The organism is Kitasatospora sp. NPDC087271 (assembly GCF_044744605.1).
In the GTDB taxonomy this organism is placed as follows: Bacteria; Actinomycetota; Actinomycetes; order Streptomycetales; family Streptomycetaceae; genus Kitasatospora.
The window spans coordinates 132,459-146,863 of record NZ_JBIUYQ010000020.1 but is presented as its reverse complement, the minus strand read 5'-3'; the positions used below and the strand labels follow the sequence as shown (position 1 = coordinate 146,863).

At 75.1% G+C, this 14,405-nt stretch carries 13 protein-coding genes; 8 read left to right on the top strand and 5 right to left on the bottom strand.

Annotated elements, in window-relative coordinates:
* Positions 1 to 117: 117 nt before the first annotated feature.
* On the top strand, positions 118 to 2,349 hold the full coding sequence (locus tag ACIO9K_RS28550) for an APC family permease (protein ID WP_400334312.1): 2,232 nt from the start codon (positions 118 to 120) through the stop codon (positions 2,347 to 2,349).
* Positions 2,350 to 2,378: 29 nt separating this feature from the next.
* On the opposite strand, the gene ACIO9K_RS28545 is transcribed toward ACIO9K_RS28550, so the two are convergent.
* Complete coding sequence (locus tag ACIO9K_RS28545; protein ID WP_363617352.1) at positions 2,379 to 2,957, bottom strand: DUF5994 family protein; 579 nt, start codon at positions 2,955 to 2,957, stop codon at positions 2,379 to 2,381.
* 471 nt (positions 2,958 to 3,428) lie between these two features.
* On the opposite strand from ACIO9K_RS28545, the gene ACIO9K_RS28540 reads away from it, so the two are divergent.
* A complete protein-coding gene (locus ACIO9K_RS28540) occupies positions 3,429 to 4,436 on the top strand; it encodes a LysR family transcriptional regulator (RefSeq protein ID WP_363617354.1) in 1,008 nt (335 codons plus the stop codon).
* Between the two features lie 69 nt (positions 4,437 to 4,505).
* Complete coding sequence (locus tag ACIO9K_RS28535; RefSeq protein ID WP_363617356.1) at positions 4,506 to 5,177, top strand: DUF3592 domain-containing protein; 672 nt, start codon at positions 4,506 to 4,508, stop codon at positions 5,175 to 5,177.
* Here ACIO9K_RS28535 and ACIO9K_RS28530 read toward each other — a convergent pair.
* Together ACIO9K_RS28530 and ACIO9K_RS28525 are read right to left on the bottom strand one after the other, a co-directional pair.
* The gene (locus ACIO9K_RS28530; RefSeq protein ID WP_400334308.1) at positions 5,171 to 5,383 is read right to left on the bottom strand and encodes a hypothetical protein; all 213 of its coding nucleotides are present in this window, start codon (positions 5,381 to 5,383) and stop codon (positions 5,171 to 5,173) included. The two genes, ACIO9K_RS28535 and ACIO9K_RS28530, sit on opposite strands and share 7 nt — an antisense overlap.
* Entirely contained in the window at positions 5,323 to 5,829 is a 507-nt protein-coding gene (locus tag ACIO9K_RS28525; RefSeq protein ID WP_400334305.1) for a hypothetical protein, read from the bottom strand. Before ACIO9K_RS28525 ends, ACIO9K_RS28530 begins: the two co-directional genes overlap by 61 nt.
* A 180-nt stretch (positions 5,830 to 6,009) precedes the next feature.
* Here ACIO9K_RS28525 and ACIO9K_RS28520 point away from each other — a divergent pair, with 180 nt between their 5' ends.
* On the top strand, positions 6,010 to 7,074 hold the full coding sequence (locus ACIO9K_RS28520; RefSeq protein ID WP_363617362.1) for a substrate-binding domain-containing protein: 1,065 nt from the start codon (positions 6,010 to 6,012) through the stop codon (positions 7,072 to 7,074).
* A gap of 77 nt (positions 7,075 to 7,151) precedes the next feature.
* On the opposite strand, the gene ACIO9K_RS28515 is transcribed toward ACIO9K_RS28520, so the two are convergent.
* Together ACIO9K_RS28515 and ACIO9K_RS28510 are read right to left on the bottom strand one after the other, a co-directional pair.
* Complete coding sequence (locus tag ACIO9K_RS28515) at positions 7,152 to 7,946, bottom strand: TIM barrel protein (protein WP_363617364.1); 795 nt, start codon at positions 7,944 to 7,946, stop codon at positions 7,152 to 7,154.
* A gap of 9 nt (positions 7,947 to 7,955) precedes the next feature.
* Positions 7,956 to 9,950 (bottom strand): DUF2264 domain-containing protein, encoded by a 1,995-nt coding sequence (locus ACIO9K_RS28510; RefSeq protein ID WP_400334301.1) that lies wholly within the window; start codon positions 9,948 to 9,950, stop codon positions 7,956 to 7,958.
* A gap of 210 nt (positions 9,951 to 10,160) precedes the next feature.
* Here ACIO9K_RS28510 and ACIO9K_RS28505 point away from each other — a divergent pair, with 210 nt between their 5' ends.
* Genes ACIO9K_RS28505 through ACIO9K_RS28490 form a run of 4 tightly spaced genes read left to right on the top strand, consistent with a single transcriptional unit; the run spans position 10,161 to position 14,390 of the window.
* Positions 10,161 to 11,498, top strand: a complete 1,338-nt coding sequence (locus ACIO9K_RS28505; protein WP_363617368.1) for a sugar ABC transporter substrate-binding protein — start codon at positions 10,161 to 10,163, stop codon at positions 11,496 to 11,498.
* Positions 11,495 to 12,445 carry a carbohydrate ABC transporter permease gene (locus tag ACIO9K_RS28500; RefSeq protein ID WP_400334298.1) on the top strand — a complete coding sequence of 317 codons (951 nt, stop codon included), beginning with the start codon at positions 11,495 to 11,497 and terminating at the stop codon, positions 12,443 to 12,445. The genes ACIO9K_RS28505 and ACIO9K_RS28500 overlap by 4 nt, the downstream gene beginning before the upstream one ends.
* Positions 12,442 to 13,344, top strand: a complete 903-nt coding sequence (locus ACIO9K_RS28495) for a carbohydrate ABC transporter permease (RefSeq protein WP_363586471.1) — start codon at positions 12,442 to 12,444, stop codon at positions 13,342 to 13,344. Before ACIO9K_RS28500 ends, ACIO9K_RS28495 begins: the two co-directional genes overlap by 4 nt.
* Entirely contained in the window at positions 13,341 to 14,390 is a 1,050-nt protein-coding gene (locus ACIO9K_RS28490; protein ID WP_400334295.1) for a hydroxyacid dehydrogenase, read from the top strand. Before ACIO9K_RS28495 ends, ACIO9K_RS28490 begins: the two co-directional genes overlap by 4 nt.
* Positions 14,391 to 14,405 lie beyond the last annotated feature (15 nt).

Genomic DNA, 14,405 nt, shown 5'->3' with positions numbered 1-14,405 from the left:
GGCCGAACGGGCGCGAACGGGCGCCGGCGGACGCCTGCGCGGCAAGGGGCGGCCCCGCTCGACGACCCGGGGTCGGCCCCGCGTCACCGGGAGCCACGATGCGTAACACTGTGTGCTGTGTCGAATGCGAAGAATGACGGCGGTGGCGCGGGGGCGGGCGGTGCGCCCAGTCCCGACGCCCCGCTGCCGGCCCTCGACCGGGAGCAGGTCGGGGTACTGCGCCGGGTGGGCCGGGAATGGGGCCGGGCGGCCGGGGATCCGCAGGCGTGGCGCCGGGCACTGCCGGTGGACCCGGAGCTCGGCCGCTTTCCGGCCTCCTCCGAGATCCGGCCGGTGCGCTTCGGCCGCTTCGTGCGGGTGGCCACGGTCGGCGGGCAGCCGCCGCCCGTCGAGGCGGGCGGCGAGGACACCCGGACCTCCCGACTCGGCCGGGCGAGCGCCGGGGTCAGGCACGTGCTGCTCGGGGCCCCGCTGCGCAGTACCGCAATCGCGCACGAGCGGATGCGCAAGCTGGTGGCGCTGCCGGTGCTCTCCGCCGACGCGCTCTCGTCCGTCGCCTACGGGCCCGAGGCGATGCTGGCCGTCCTGGTCCTGGCCGGCACCGCCGGTCTGCGCTACTCGGTGCCCATCGCCGCGACGATCGCGTTCCTGATGCTGGCGGTCGGGGTGTCCTACCGTCAGACGATCCGCGCCTACCCGCACGGCGGCGGCTCGTACATCGTCGCCACCGCGAACCTCGGCCGCCTCCCCGGGCTGGCGGCGGCCGCCGGTCTGATGACCGACTACATCCTCACGGTCGCGGTCTCGATCGCCTCCGGCATGGAGGCCGTCACCTCGGCGGTCCCCTCGCTGCGGGGCGACGCCGTGCCGATCGGCCTCGCCGTGATCGGCGTGCTGCTCGCCGGGAACCTACGCGGCGTACGGCAGGCGGGCGTCCTGTTCGCCGCACCGACCTACGCCTTCGTCCTCGCCGTCCTCGCCCTCATCGCCTTCGGCCTGTACGACGCGGCCGGCCACGGCTTCCAGCCCACCGCGGCTCCCCAGTCGACCGCGACCGAGGGGGTCGGCGTGCTCCTGGTCCTGCGCGCCTTCGCCTCCGGTTCGACGGCGATGACCGGCATCGAGGCGATCTCCAACGCCGTCCCGGCCTTCCAGCCCACCGAGTGGCGCAACGCCCGTACCACCCTGACCTGGATGGTCGGCCTGCTGATCGTGCTCTTCGCCGGCACGGTCGCGCTGGTCCACCTCGACGGCGTCGTCCCCGACGCCCAGGAGACGGTGCTGTCGCAGCTCGCCCACCGCGCCTTCGGCCCGGGCTTCGGCTACGTCTTCACCCAGGCCGCCACGGCCGCGATCCTGCTCCTGGCGGCCAACACCGCCTACAACGACTTCCCCCGCGTCCTCTACCTCCTGGCACGCGACAACCAGGCGCCGCGGATCTTCCTACGGCTGGGCGACCGGCTGGCCTTCAGCAACGGCATCGTCGTGCTCTCGGTCGCCGCGGCCGCGATCTACGCGGCGTTCGACGGCATGACGGCGCCGCTGATCCCGCTGTACGCGGTCGGCGTCTTCCTCGCCTTCACGCTGTCGCAGACCGGCATGGTCGTGCACTGGTGGCGCCTGCGCGACCGCCACTGGCGCAAGAGCCTGATCTTCAACGCCGTCGGCGCGCTGCTCTCGGCGATCGTGCTCGTCACCGCCGCGATCACCAAGTTCACCTCGGGCGCCTGGTTCGCCGCGCTCGTGGTGGGCCTGTTCATCCTGGTGGCCACCAGGATCCGGCACCACTACGAGCAGGTCGCCGCGGCGCTCGCCCTGCACCCGCACGCCGTCGAGGTCCCCGGCCGCGCCCTCACCCGGCCGCGCCCACGGGACGGCGCACCCGCGCCCTCCGCAGAGGCGGAAGCGGAGTGTGAGCGCGAGGCGGAGAGCGAGGAGACTCCCGAGGAGATCCACCCCCTGCTGATCGTGCCGATCGCCGCACTGGACCTGGCCGGCATGCGCGCCCTCGCCTACGCCGCCTCGCTCCGCCAGCCCGTCCTCGCCCTGCACATCAGCGCCAGCGAGGAGGAGGCCCGGCGCTTCCGCGCGTACTGGAACCTGTGGGGCGACCACGTGCCCCTGAAGATCCTCCTCTCCCCCTACCGCACGATCGTCGCGCCCCTGGTCAACTACATCGAGGCCCTGCACGACCAGCGCCCGGACCTCACCCTGACCGTCGTCCTCCCGGAGATCGTCGTACGGCACCGGCGCCACCGCCTCCTGCACAACCGACTCGCCCCCCGCCTGCGCAGGGCGCTCCGCCCACTGCCGAAGATCGTCGTCACCACCGTCCCGTTCCACGTCTGAGGACTGTCCAGGTGTCCGCACCCGGACCGCTACGCGCCAGCGGGCCAGGAGGCGGCGCGGCTTCGGGCGACGTCCGCCCGCCGGCCGGCCTCGCCCGCGCCGGTGGCGGGCACGAGTGCCGAGGGCAGGACGTCGGTACCGGGTTCCGGTCCGTCCGCGCCGCGGCCCGGCTCCGAGGCGAGCAGTTCGCTCGCGGTCCGGCTGTCGGCGGGGTCGGCCGCCCGGGCCATCAGCCGCTCGGCGGTGACGGCGTCCGTCTCCGGCGGCACGACCAGCAGGTTCAGCCGCAGCGGGGCGTACGAGCAGACCACGATCAGGTGCTCGTCCTGCTCGACGGTGAACCAGCCCACGTGGACGGTGTGCCCGGCGACCGGGGCCCGGTGCGGGACGGTCGGCCACTGCGCGGGGTTCACGGTGGCCCGGGTGACCCGCCCCCACGGACCGTCCAACGCGGCGGCGAGGGAGGGGAGTTCGAGGAGAAGGTCACGCGAGCGGGGCCACCAGGCGCCGTCCAACCGACCGGGCCGGGTGCCCTCGGGCACCCGGGAGAGTCGTGCCGCGGGTTCCGGGGCGGTGGGCGTCATCGCGCGGTCGAGGGTCGTGGTCATGATCGAAGACCTGTCCCCGGACCCGGCCTCGGGCCGGATCCGGCATCGCCGTTCACCGGAGACGACGCCAGTTGTCTTGCCCGGCATGCGAGGTGCCTTCGGTGATGTCCAGGCTACTCTCCGCCAGGCGCGGACCTCGCATGGCGGCCGCAGCAGCGCTTTCCCGACGATTCGTCGGCCGCGAGCCGGCACCCGGCTTCGATCGGATGGTTCCGGTGGTACGCCGGTGACCGTCTGCGCACGCGGCGCGTGGGAGGACCCGCTGGAGTTCCGCCCCTCGCGCCGGAAGCGGCCGACCGACGGGCAGCGGCGCGCCCGCCTGCCCCTCGGGAAGGACGAGGAGATGTGCCCGGCGAACGGCTTCGCCCTCGAACCGACCGGCAGGCCCGCCGCCCGGCCCGGGCCGCCGCGTCCGGCCTCTGCCAGGATGGGCGTCCTCGACCCCGGGCGCGGCGAAAGGGCGGCACAGTGGTGGAACTCGACCCGAAGAGGCTGCTGATCCTGCGCCAGATCGCCGACGCCGGCAGCGTGGCGGGTGCCTCGCGCGCGCTGGGCCACACCCCCTCCGCGGTGTCCCAGCAACTGGGCCGGCTGGAACGCGAGGTCGGCGTCCCCCTGGTGGACCGCACCGGTGGACGGGCCGAACTGACCGCCGCCGGCCGCCTGTTGGCGGGCTACGGCGACCGGATCGGCCAGGCCCTCCAGGACGCAGCCCGCGACCTGCGCGCACTCGGCGCCGCCGCCGCCGGCCCGGTCGCCATCGGCGTGCCGCCACCCGCCATCACGTTCTTCGCCACCACCGCCGTCCACCTGCTCGCCCGCACCCACCCCGACCTGGCCCCCCGCCTGGTGGAGACCGGACGGCAGGAGGGCCTGCGCGCGCTGCGCCTGGGCGAACTGGACGTCCTGGTCATCGAGGACGACCGGCAGGAACCCACCCCGCTGCCGCCCGGCGTCGAGGCGAGCGTCATGTTCGAGGACGCCTACCGCCTGGTCGTCCCCTCCGACTGGCCCCCGCTCACCGACCCCGCCCAGCTGACCGGCCGCCCCTGGATCGCCGCCCCGACCGGCTCACCCCGGCAGCTGGCCTTCCGACGCCTGGCAGCCCGGCACGACATCGTGCCCCTGGTCGAGCACACCGCCCACTACCGCTTCGCCGTCTACACCATGCTCGCCGCCCGTCTGGGCGCGGCGATCCTGCCCGCGAACGCCGCCGCCCTGATCGGACCGGGCGCCGGCACCGTCACCGCGCTGCCGGTGCCGGGCGCCTACCTGGTGCGCCTGCTGCGCCGCACCGGACCGTGGGGGGCGCCGCCGGCGGTGCGGGCGGCGGCCGAGGCGCTGCAGAGCGCGCTGCTGGCGGCGAGCGAGCGGCTGGCGGCCCAGGGCCTGACCGAGAGTGAGCCGCGCGTGAACGGCCACCTGGTCGACCCCAGCGAGCCGAACACACCCGCCGGCCCGCCCGTCGCGACACCGTAAGCGCTGCTGAACGCCGGGGGTGAGCGCCGCTTGCTGGTGCCCGGCCCGGCCCTCTGCCAGCGTGGCCGGGTGACCACCATCGCGGACGAGCGACCCCCCGCCCCTCCTCCTGCCCCCTCCGGCGGGCTGCGCCGCCGGGCGCGCGCCGCCACGCGTCTGATCCAACAGGCGGCCTGGGCCACCACGCTGGCCGGCGCGGTGACGACGGCCTGCACGCCGTGGGGATCCACGCCCTGGTACGCCGGCTGGATCGGCGCGGCCGGTGCGGCGGCACTCGCGGCGCTGGCCTCACCGGTGCGGCCGGCCCTGGGCGAGAGCCCGCGCACCGGCTCCGTCGCCGCCCTGTTCCACAGCGCCATGCTCGCCCTGATGCTCTGCACCTTCGCCGGCTGCTTCGCCTTCTCCCTCAGCGGCTGGTTCCACGAGCACGACCGCGACCTGCACGCCACGCTGCGGGTGTCCGCCACCGTCACCGGCTGCCACAACAGCGGTGACACCAGTACCGAGTGCACCTTCCTCTGGACGGCGGACGGGCACGAGTACCGCGCCGCCGAGGGCACGGACGTGCAGTGGCCCGACGGGCACCGGGTCGACGTGCGGATCGATCCCGTCCACCCGCAGCGGGATCCCGTCACCGACGGCGGCTACTGGCCGCTGTGGATCGCGGTCGTCGTGGGCGGGCTCGGCACCCCGTTCAGTCTGTGGGTCTGGTGGGTCCTGGAGGAGTCCGCGAACTACTGACGCCGCGCCGGGCCCCTGCGGGTGCGGGTGCCAACCACTGGTCTCCGGATCAACACCGAACTCGGCGTGACCAGCAGGCTCCAGGCCGCCCTGCTGCTCCAGCGGGTGGCCTCGGCGAGTTCGGGCAGGCCGGTGGCGGCGCCCTTCACGTACGGGTCGAGGCGGCGGATGAGCTCGTAGTTGCTCTCCACGTCGAGCTGGCGCATGGCCTTCTCCAGCGGCGGCACCCCGGCCGGCAGGACTGCGGGCAGCACCCGGCTGACGAAGGTGACCCGGTGCAGCACCCGCCAGCGAAGACGTCGGCGGTCTGGGACTGCACGACGGCGAAGCCGGTGTTGGCCGGGACGTAGCGGCGGCCGGTGGCGGGGTTGAGCAGGCGGCCCGGGTCCTCCCAGTGGCCGGTGAGGGAGACCTTGGTGGTGCGGGCGGTGTTCTCGCCCTGGGAGACGGAGGTCTCCTCCGCCCAGCTGTTGGAGAACTCCAGGTTGCCGCGCACGCCGGCGGAGACGCCGCCCTTGGCGATGGCCTTGGCGATGCCGAAGCCGAGCGGGGCGGTGATCATCCAGACGTCGACGTCCACCTCGTTGGACAGGGCGAACCCGAAGGCGGCGTCGACGCTGCGCTCCTTGGCGGAGGACAGCGAGCGCACCACCTGCTCGGCCTCGGTGAGTTGGACGGAGGAGGCGCCCTCGAAGGTGTCGCTGCCGGGGTCGGTGAGCCCGGCGGTGAGGTTCTCCGAGGTGCGGCATCACGGTCATACTTGATCGGAAGTCGATCGAAAGATATGGTCCGATCAACCAGCGGCGGTTCGGAGCAGTACGGGGGACAGGCGATGACCATCTCGGCCGAGGAACGTCGGGACCTGATCCTCAAGGCCGTCGGCGAGGCGAGCGGGCCCCTGCGGCTCGCCGACCTGGCGGCGCGGCTCGCCATTCCGGCGGTGACCGTGCGGCGGGACGTCGCCGCGCTGGCCGAGGCCGGCCGGGTGGGGCGCTCACACGGATTCGTCGTACGGCGCACACCGGAGAAGCCGACCGACGGCGAGGGCGGGACCCGCACCCTCGGGCTGCTCGTGCCCTCCGTCGGGTCGTACTTCGACGAGCTGATCAACGGAGCCCGGGCCGCCGCGACGGCGGCGGGCGCCCGGCTGGTCCTCGGCATCGCCCCGTACGAGGCCCGCGACGACCGCACGCAGGCCGAACGGCTGCTGGAGTCCGGCCTGGACGGGCTGCTGCTCGCGCCCAACCTCCTGCCGGGCCGGCCCGCGCAGGCCCACGACTGGCTGGACGACCTGCCGGTGCCCGCCGTCCTGGTCGAACGCGGCGCCCCCGAGTACGGGGGCCCCGGCGCCGGCCTGGACTCCGTCGGCTCGGACCACCGGCAGGGCGTCCTCCTCGCGCTGCGCCACTTCGCCGACCTCGGCCACGACCGGGTCCTGCTCGCGGCCCGCGGCGACTCCTGGACGGCCCGGGAGGTCCGGGCCGGCTACCAGCACGGCACCCGGCTGCTCGGACTGGCCGCCCTGCCCGTCCTGGACACCCTCGGTGACGACGGCCGCCCCGCCGACTCCGACCGGCTCGCCGGGCTGATCGCCGACGCCGTGTCCGACGGCGTCCGCGCCGCCCTCATCCACAACGACCAGGACGCGATCCAGCTGCTCCCGCTGCTCCGCGCCCGCGGCCTCGCGGTGCCCGACGACCTCGCACTGATCGCCTACGACGACGTGTTCGCCGCCCTGGCGGCCCCGCCGCTGACCGCCGTCGCCCCGCCGACCCGCGCGGTCGGCGAGACCGCCGTCGGCCTCCTGCTGCGCCGCCTCACCGCCGGGCCCGACCTGCCGGTGCACCGGATCTCCCTGCTCCCGGCCCTGCGCATCCGCACCTCCTGCGGCGGCTGAACCCCCAGCCCCCGGCCGGGGGCCGTCCAGCTGCCACCTTCGCAGGGCGGTCCGCCCATGGGCCGGGCCGGGGAGCGCTACCGCCGCAGTCCCGCCAGCCAGGCGGCGGCCGCGCCGAGCAGCGGAGCCAGCGGGGCGGCCTCGGGGTACCACGGCGCCTCGTACTCCCAGCAGACCCAGGCGTCGGCCGGCAGCAGGGCGAGGCAGGCGGCGATCGGCAGGGTGCCGGCGCCGAGCGGCAGCGGCGTGCGGTCGGCGGCCGAGGCGACGTCCTTGACCTGGACGTGGCCCAGCCGGCCGGCCAGCGCCCGGTGGGTGGCCTGCGGCGGCTCCCCGCCGAGGACGGTGTGCTGGAGGTCCCACAGGGCGCCGACGGCCGGGTGGTCGACGGGGGCGAGCAGCCGGGCGAGGTCGCGGCCGGTCGGGTGCGAGTCGTGCGTCTCGACCAGGACCCGGACGCCGAGCGCGGCCGCGCGGCCGGCGACGGCGGCCAGCCGCCGGGCGGCGCGCTCATCAGCCCGTTCGTCGGCCGCCGCCGGTCCGGGCGCGGCGCCGCCGCGCGGGAAGACCCGGACGGCCGGGCAGCCCAGGTCTGCGGCGAGTTCCAGGTGTCCGCCGAGGTCGGCGAGCAGCGGGGCGTCCGCGCCCGGGGCGGCGATGCCGAGGTAGGAGGCCAGCGCGAGCGGAACCGTCCCGGTGGACGCCAGTGCGCGCACCGCGGCGCGCCGCTCGTCGGCGGTCAGGCCGGGGTGGACCGGCTGGCCCGGGGCGCAGCGCAGTTCCAGCCCGTGCCAGCCGTGGTCGGCGGCGAGGCGCGCGGCGGCGGCGAGCGGCAGATCGGGCAGGCCGAGGGTGGACAGGGCGAGCGGCACGGGTGCTCCTCAGGTTCGGTCGCCGGGCGGAAGTCGGCGGGCGAAGGCCGCTCCCGGCGACAGCTCCGCCTCGTGGACGGCGCCGTCGGCCCACCGCACCCGCAGCCGGTAGGCCTCGTCGGGAGCGGCCGCCACGTCCGCCGTCGGGCCACCGAGCGGCGGGAGCTCGCCTGCGGCGGCGGTGAGGCGGGCTGCGCACACCAGCAGGTGGACGGCCCCGCCGGTGGCGCCCGTCAGGACCGGCAGGGCGGCGGCCGCCCCGAAGGCCGTGCCGTCCGGGACGGGGCTGGTGCGGGCGGCGGTGTAACCGTGCAGGGCGCGCAGTTCGCTGGTCAGCAGACGGCCGTCCAGCGTGCGGACGGTGGCGGTGGCAGCGGCGGTGGCGGTGGCAGCGGCGGTGGCGGTGCCGGGCCGGGCGGGTGGCAGGTGGTCTCCGGCGACGGCCCAGCCGCCCTCGCGCAGCGGGGTGCCGGGCGGGGCGCCGACGACCAGGTGGGCGCGGACCTCGTCGGCGCCGTGGGCGAGGGTCAGCGAGGTGACGGTGACGCCGGGCAGGGGGTGTCCGGCGGCCCGGGGGCGGTGGGTGGAGGCCGCCCAGCCGTCGCCGGTGGCGAGCGGGGTGATCGGGCCGCGTTCGGTGGGTTCGCCGTCGACCAGCAGGGCGAGGTGGTTGTCGGCCGGACCGGTGTGGACGGGGCCGGTGGCGGTGGAGTGGGCGAGCCGCGCGTAGTGCGGGTCGTCGGGGTGGACTCGGTCGGCGGGCTGGTCGTCGCTGCCGTGGTTGTGGAGGCGGACCAGGCCGTCGGCCGCGGTGGACTGGACCAGCCAGCCGGGGCCGGGCAGCGCGCGGACGGTGTCGCGGCGTTCGGCGGGCGCGGGCTCCTCGCGGTCGATCCAGGCGGGGTGGCCGGCGGGCAGCAGCAGGCCGAGGAAGCCGGAGGCCGCCCAGTAGGGCGAGGAGGGGCCGGAGTAGGGCTGGACGAGCGGGGGGTGGGGGCCGTACCAGCCGAGGGTGAGCAGGCCGTCGGGGCCGGTGGCGCCGCGGTCGAGGAAGTGGCGCAGGGCGCCGGAGGCGAGTCGGCGGGTGGTGCCGGGGGTGAGCGGGGTGTGGCCGGTGAGCGTGCCGGCCCAGAGCGGGGCGGCGGCGGCGAACCGGTAGATCAGCGAGCGGCCCTGGTGCACCGGCGCGCCGTCGCCGCCGAACAGGTGGGCGTGGTCGGCGAGGTGGGCGGCGAGCCGGGGGCCGTACTCGGCGAGCAGGGCGCGGTCGTCGGCGAGGTGGGCGTGCAGCACGGGGTAGAGGTGCAGGGCCCAGCCGTTGTAGTGGTCGAAGGCGCGGGGGCGGCCGTCGGTGTACCAGCCGTCGCCGAGGTAGAAGCGGTCGACGCGGTCCAGTCCGCGCCGGACGGCGGCGCGGGCGGCGTGCTCCTCGATGCCGGCCTCGGCGAGGAAGCCGCCGACGGCGAGCGGGAAGAGCCACCAGTTGTTGTCGTTGGGCGTGCGGTGGAGGGTCTCGGCGAGCCACCGGGCAGTTCTGGTCCGGACGTCGGCGGGGAGGCGGTCCCAGAGCCAGGGGCGGGTCAGCCGCAGGGCGAACGCGATGGCGGCGGCCTCGACCATGGCCTGGCCGCGGTCGGTGACGACGGGCCAGGACGCCGGGTCGTCGTCGGTGAGGTCGCGTGCGGTGGTGGGGTGGCGGGTGCCGGCGTCGAGTCCGGCGGCGTAGCGGTCGAGCAGGCCGTGGGGGTCGGCGCCGCCGGCGCCGGCGATCCGCAGGGCGGCGAGGAGGAAGGTGCGGGCGAAGCCTTCGAGGGCGTCGGAGCGGCGGCCGGACCAGCTCGGCCGGGGGCCGGGGAGGTCGATCAGCGCGTGTCCGGGGCCGGCCCAGGGGAGGACGGCGTCGAGCAGCCCGTCGGCGGCGGCCTCCCAGTGGGCTCTGGTCCAGCCGGTGCGGGGGCTGAGGGCGTGGTCTTCCGGGGGCAGCAGCACGGCGGTGTCCTCCATGGCCCGGGGCTCGGGAGTCGCGCCCCGTGCGGGGAATCTAGAAAGCGGTTGATCGTTCGTCAAGGCTTTTGATCGCAACGGATCATTTGATCCAGATCTCTTGACTTCGATCGATCGCCCGCCCAGGATGGCGACCACTTGCCCGCCCGGTCGCGGCCACCGGCAGCCCCCCTGACCCCCCGGCCGCGCCCCCCTCTCCCGGAGTCGTGCATGCCCTCACTCCCGCTCCCCCTCCCCCACCCCCGGCGCAGACTCCTCCGCGCGGCCGCCGGCGGCCTGCTGTCCACCGTCCTCCTCGCCGCCTGCGCCGGCAGCGGCGGCGGGGCCCCGAAGGCCGACGACGGCAAGCCGGTCACGCTGACCTTCTGGGCCTGGTCCAAGGGGACGAAGGAGGTCGTCGCGGCCTTCAACGCCTCCCACCCCGACGTCAACGTGGTCTACGAGGAGATACCCTCCGGCACGGCCGGCGGGTACGCCAAGATCTCCAACGCGGTGAAGGCCGGCAACGCCCCCGACGTGTTCAACGTCGAGTACGCCCAACTGCCGGACTTCGTCAGCCAGGGCGCCGTCCAGGACATCTCCAAGCTCGTCCCAGGCGAGCTCAGGGCGAAGTACCTGCCGCAGACCATGGACCTGACCACCCTCGGCGGCCGCACCTGGGCGCTGCCTCTGGACGCCTCGCCGCAGGCCTTCTACTACCGCAAGGACCTCTTCGACCGGGCCGGCCTCACCCCGCCGAAGACCTGGGACGAATTCCGCACCGCCGCGCAGAAACTGAAGCAGGCCCAGCCGGACACCCGGATCGCCACCTTCTTCCCCGACGACCCGGCCACCTTCGAGGCGATGGCCTGGCAGGCCGGCGCCCACTGGTTCACCGGCCGCGACGACGCCTGGAGCGTCGACCTCAACGGCGCCGGGACCAAACCGACCGCGGACTACTGGCAGCAGCTGATCGCCGAGGACCTGGTCCGCGTCCAGCCCTCGTTCAGCCAGCCGTGGACGGCCTCGCTGCAGAAGGGCGAGACCGCCGGCTACCTCGGCGCCTCCTGGGGCGGCGGGGTGCTGAAGGGCACCCTGCCCGACGCGGCCGGCACGTGGGCCGTCGCCCCGGTGCCCAGCTGGGACGGCACCCCGGCCAGCGGCATGGTCGGCGGCACCACCTTCGCCGTCTCCAAGGACAGCAGGAAGGCCGGGGCCGCCGTCGAGTTCGCCACCTGGGCGACCACCACGCCGGAGGGCATCAAGGCCCGGATCGCCTCCGGCACCTCCTCAGCCTTCCCGGCCGCGCCCGCCCTCGTCCCGGTGGCCGAGGAGGCCTTCAAGGCCGACTTCTACGGCGGCCAGGACGTGTACGCGCTCTACACGGACGCCGCGAAGTCGATCAAGCCGAACTGGCAGTGGGGCCCGACGATGAACGCGACCAACAACGCGCTCAAGGACGCGTTCGGCAAGCTCACCCAGGGCGGCACCGTGCAGGCGGCCCTCGACGCCGCGCAGCAGTCCACCCAGGCCGAGCTGAAGAACCGCGGCCTCAAGGTCAAGCAGTGACCGCCCACCCGCCCCGCACCGGGCCCGGGCCCGCCGTCGCCGCCCGCGCCCGCCGGCGCGGGCGGTACGGGGCCCCGGCCGTCCTGCTCGCCCCGTTCGTGCTCCTGTTCACGGCCTGCACGCTCGTCCCGATCGGCTACGCCGTCCACCTCAGCCTGTACACCGAGCACCGGTCCGGGCTCGGCTTCGGCGGCGGCGAGACGGTCTTCACCGGCCTCGGCAACTACGCCCGGGCGCTCGGCGACCAGGCGTTCCGCTCGGGCTTCTGGACCACCGCGCAGTACTGCCTGCTCTACATCCCGCTGATGACGGGGCTGGCGCTGCTCCTCGCGCTGCTGCTGGACTCGGCGCTGGCCCGCGCCCGCCGCTTCTTCCAGCTGGCACTGTTCCTGCCGCACGCGGTGCCCGGCATCATCGCCGCGCTGATCTGGGTCTACCTGTACACGCCCGGCATCAGCCCGGTCATCGACGTGCTGAACGCCGGCGGCGCCCACCCCGACCCGTTCGGCGCGCCACTGCCCGCCGTGGTCAACATCGCGCTCTGGGAGTGGACCGGCTACAACATGGTCATCTTCTACGCCGCGCTCCAGGCCGTCCCGCGCGAAGTCCTCGAAGCGGCCGTCGTCGACGGCGCCGGACCGCTGCGGACCGCCGTCAGCGTCAAGATCCCGCTCATCCGCGCCTCGATCGTGCTGGTCGGCCTGTTCACCCTGATCGGCTCGCTCCAGCTCTTCACCGAACCGATGATCCTGCACGGCGCCTCCCCCGGCGTCGTCTCCACCTGGACGCCCAGCATGTACGCCTACACCGCCGCCTTCGACCGGGGCGACTACGGCCTGGCCGCCGCCGCCTCGGTGCTGCTCGCGCTCGCCGCCGCCGCGCTGTCCTTCCTCGTCACCCGGGCCACCCGCCCGCGCCCGGACCGGCGGACGGAGGCCACCGGATGACCACGCTCGCCCCCGGACGCCGCCCCCGGCAGCGCTCCGCCGCCCGCAGCCACCCGCCCCGCCGGCCGTGGACGCTCTCCAAGGCCGCCGTCAACGGCGCCCTCGTCCTCGCCACCGCCTACACCCTGCTGCCGCTGCTGTGGCTGGTGACCGCCGCCGCCAAGAACACCGGAGACCTGCTCGGCGGGCGCGCCCTCTCCCCCGCCACCTGGCACCTCGGCGACAACCTGCACGCGCTGGCCACCACCGGGGACGGCATCTACTTCCGCTGGTACCTCAACTCCCTGCTGTACGCCGGGCTCGGCGCCCTGGCCTGCGCCCTGGTCTGCGTCTGCGCCGGGTACGCGTTCCACGTCCACGCCTTCCCCGGCAAGGAGAAGCTGTTCGGCCTGGTGCTGCTCGGCGTGCTGGTGCCCACCACCACGCTGGCCCTGCCGATGTACCTGCTCGCCTCGGACCTCGGCGTGGTCAACACCTTCTGGGCGGTGTTCGTGCCCTCCCTGGTCAACCCCTTCGGCGTCTACCTCGCCCGGGTGTTCTGCGCGGGCTACGTCCCCGGGGAGGTGCTGGAGGCGGCCCGGATGGACGGCGCGGGTGAACTGCGCACCTTCTGGTCGATCGGCCTGCGGATGATGACGCCCGGCTTCGTCACGGTGTTCCTCTTCCAGTTCACCGCGATCTGGAACAACTTCTTCCTCCCCCTGGTGATGCTCTCGGACAACCGGCTCTTCCCGGTCAGCCTCGGCCTGTTCAGCTGGAACGCCCAGACCCACGCCTTCCCCGAGTACTACCCCCTCGTCGTCAGCGGCTCGCTGCTCGCCGTCCTCCCGCTGGTGGCGGCCTTCGTCGGCCTGCAACGCCACTGGCGGGCCGGCCTGACCGCAGGAAGCGTCAAATGACCACCACCACAGCCGACATCCGCTCCCCCGCCGCCCCGGCCCGCCGGCCCCGCGCCCTGCTCGCGATGGACCGCGCCCTGCCCGCCCGGCTGCTCGACCGGCACGCCGTCCAGCGGCTCACCGACCTCGCCGACCTCGACCCCGACCTGGTCGTGGACGACTTCGCCGCCCCCGAGGCCGCCGCCGCGCTGGCCCGCACCGAGGTCATCATCAGCGGCTGGGGCTGCCCGCCGCTGGACGAGGCCGTGCTGGCCGCCGCGCCCCGGCTGCGCGCCGTCATCCACGCCGCCGGCTCGGTCAAGCACCATGTCACCGAGGCCTGTTGGCGGCGCGGCCTCCTGGTGACCTCGGCGGCCTGGGCCAACGCACTGCCCGTCGCCGAGTACACCGTCGCCGCCGTGCTGCTCGCCAACAAGCGGCTGCTGGCGATCCGCGAGGACTACCGGCACCGGCGCGCCCCGCACGACTGGCAGGGCGCCTACGCCGCCGCCGGGAACTACCGGCGCACAGTGGGCATCGTCGGCGCCTCCCGGATCGGGCGCCGGGTGCTCGAACTGCTCGGCCCGCACGACCTCGACCTGCTGCTGTACGACCCGTACGTGGAGGCCGCCGAGGCCGCCGCGCTCGGCGCCCGGGCCGTCGGCCTGGACGACCTGTGCGCCTCCTCCGACGTGGTCACCGTGCACGCCCCCGAACTGCCGGAGACCCGTCACCTGGTGGACCGCCGCCGGCTCGCCCTGATGCGCGACGGCGCCACCCTGGTCAACACCTCCCGCGGCTCGCTGGTCGACCAGCAGGCGCTCACCGACGAACTCGTCGCCGGCCGCCTGGACGCCGTCCTCGACGTCACCGTCCCCGAGGTCCTGCCCGCCGACTCACCGCTGTACGAACTGCCGAACGTCCTGCTCACCCCGCACGTGGCCGGCTCGCTCGGCGGCGAGCTGCACCGGATGGCCGCCGCCGCGGCCGACGAACTCGCCCGCTACGCACGGGGCCTGCCGTTCGCCCACGCCGTCCACCCCGAAGGCATCCACCGCACGGCCTGACCGCGCCCCCCGTTA

Bases quoted from the DNA above. Each gene is read 5' to 3' on its own strand.
- ACIO9K_RS28490 (WP_400334295.1), top strand. From the start codon at position 13,341: ATGACCACCACCACAGCCGACATCCGCTCCCCCGCCGCCCCGGCCCGC.
- ACIO9K_RS28520 (WP_363617362.1), top strand. From the start codon at position 6,010: ATGACCATCTCGGCCGAGGAACGTCGGGACCTGATCCTCAAGGCCGTC.
- ACIO9K_RS28530 (WP_400334308.1), bottom strand. From the start codon at position 5,383: ATGCGCCAGCTCGACGTGGAGAGCAACTACGAGCTCATCCGCCGCCTC.
- ACIO9K_RS28545 (WP_363617352.1), bottom strand. From the start codon at position 2,957: ATGACCACGACCCTCGACCGCGCGATGACGCCCACCGCCCCGGAACCC.
- ACIO9K_RS28495 (WP_363586471.1), top strand. From the start codon at position 12,442: ATGACCACGCTCGCCCCCGGACGCCGCCCCCGGCAGCGCTCCGCCGCC.
- ACIO9K_RS28505 (WP_363617368.1), top strand. From the start codon at position 10,161: ATGCCCTCACTCCCGCTCCCCCTCCCCCACCCCCGGCGCAGACTCCTC.
- ACIO9K_RS28510 (WP_400334301.1), bottom strand. From the start codon at position 9,950: ATGGAGGACACCGCCGTGCTGCTGCCCCCGGAAGACCACGCCCTCAGC.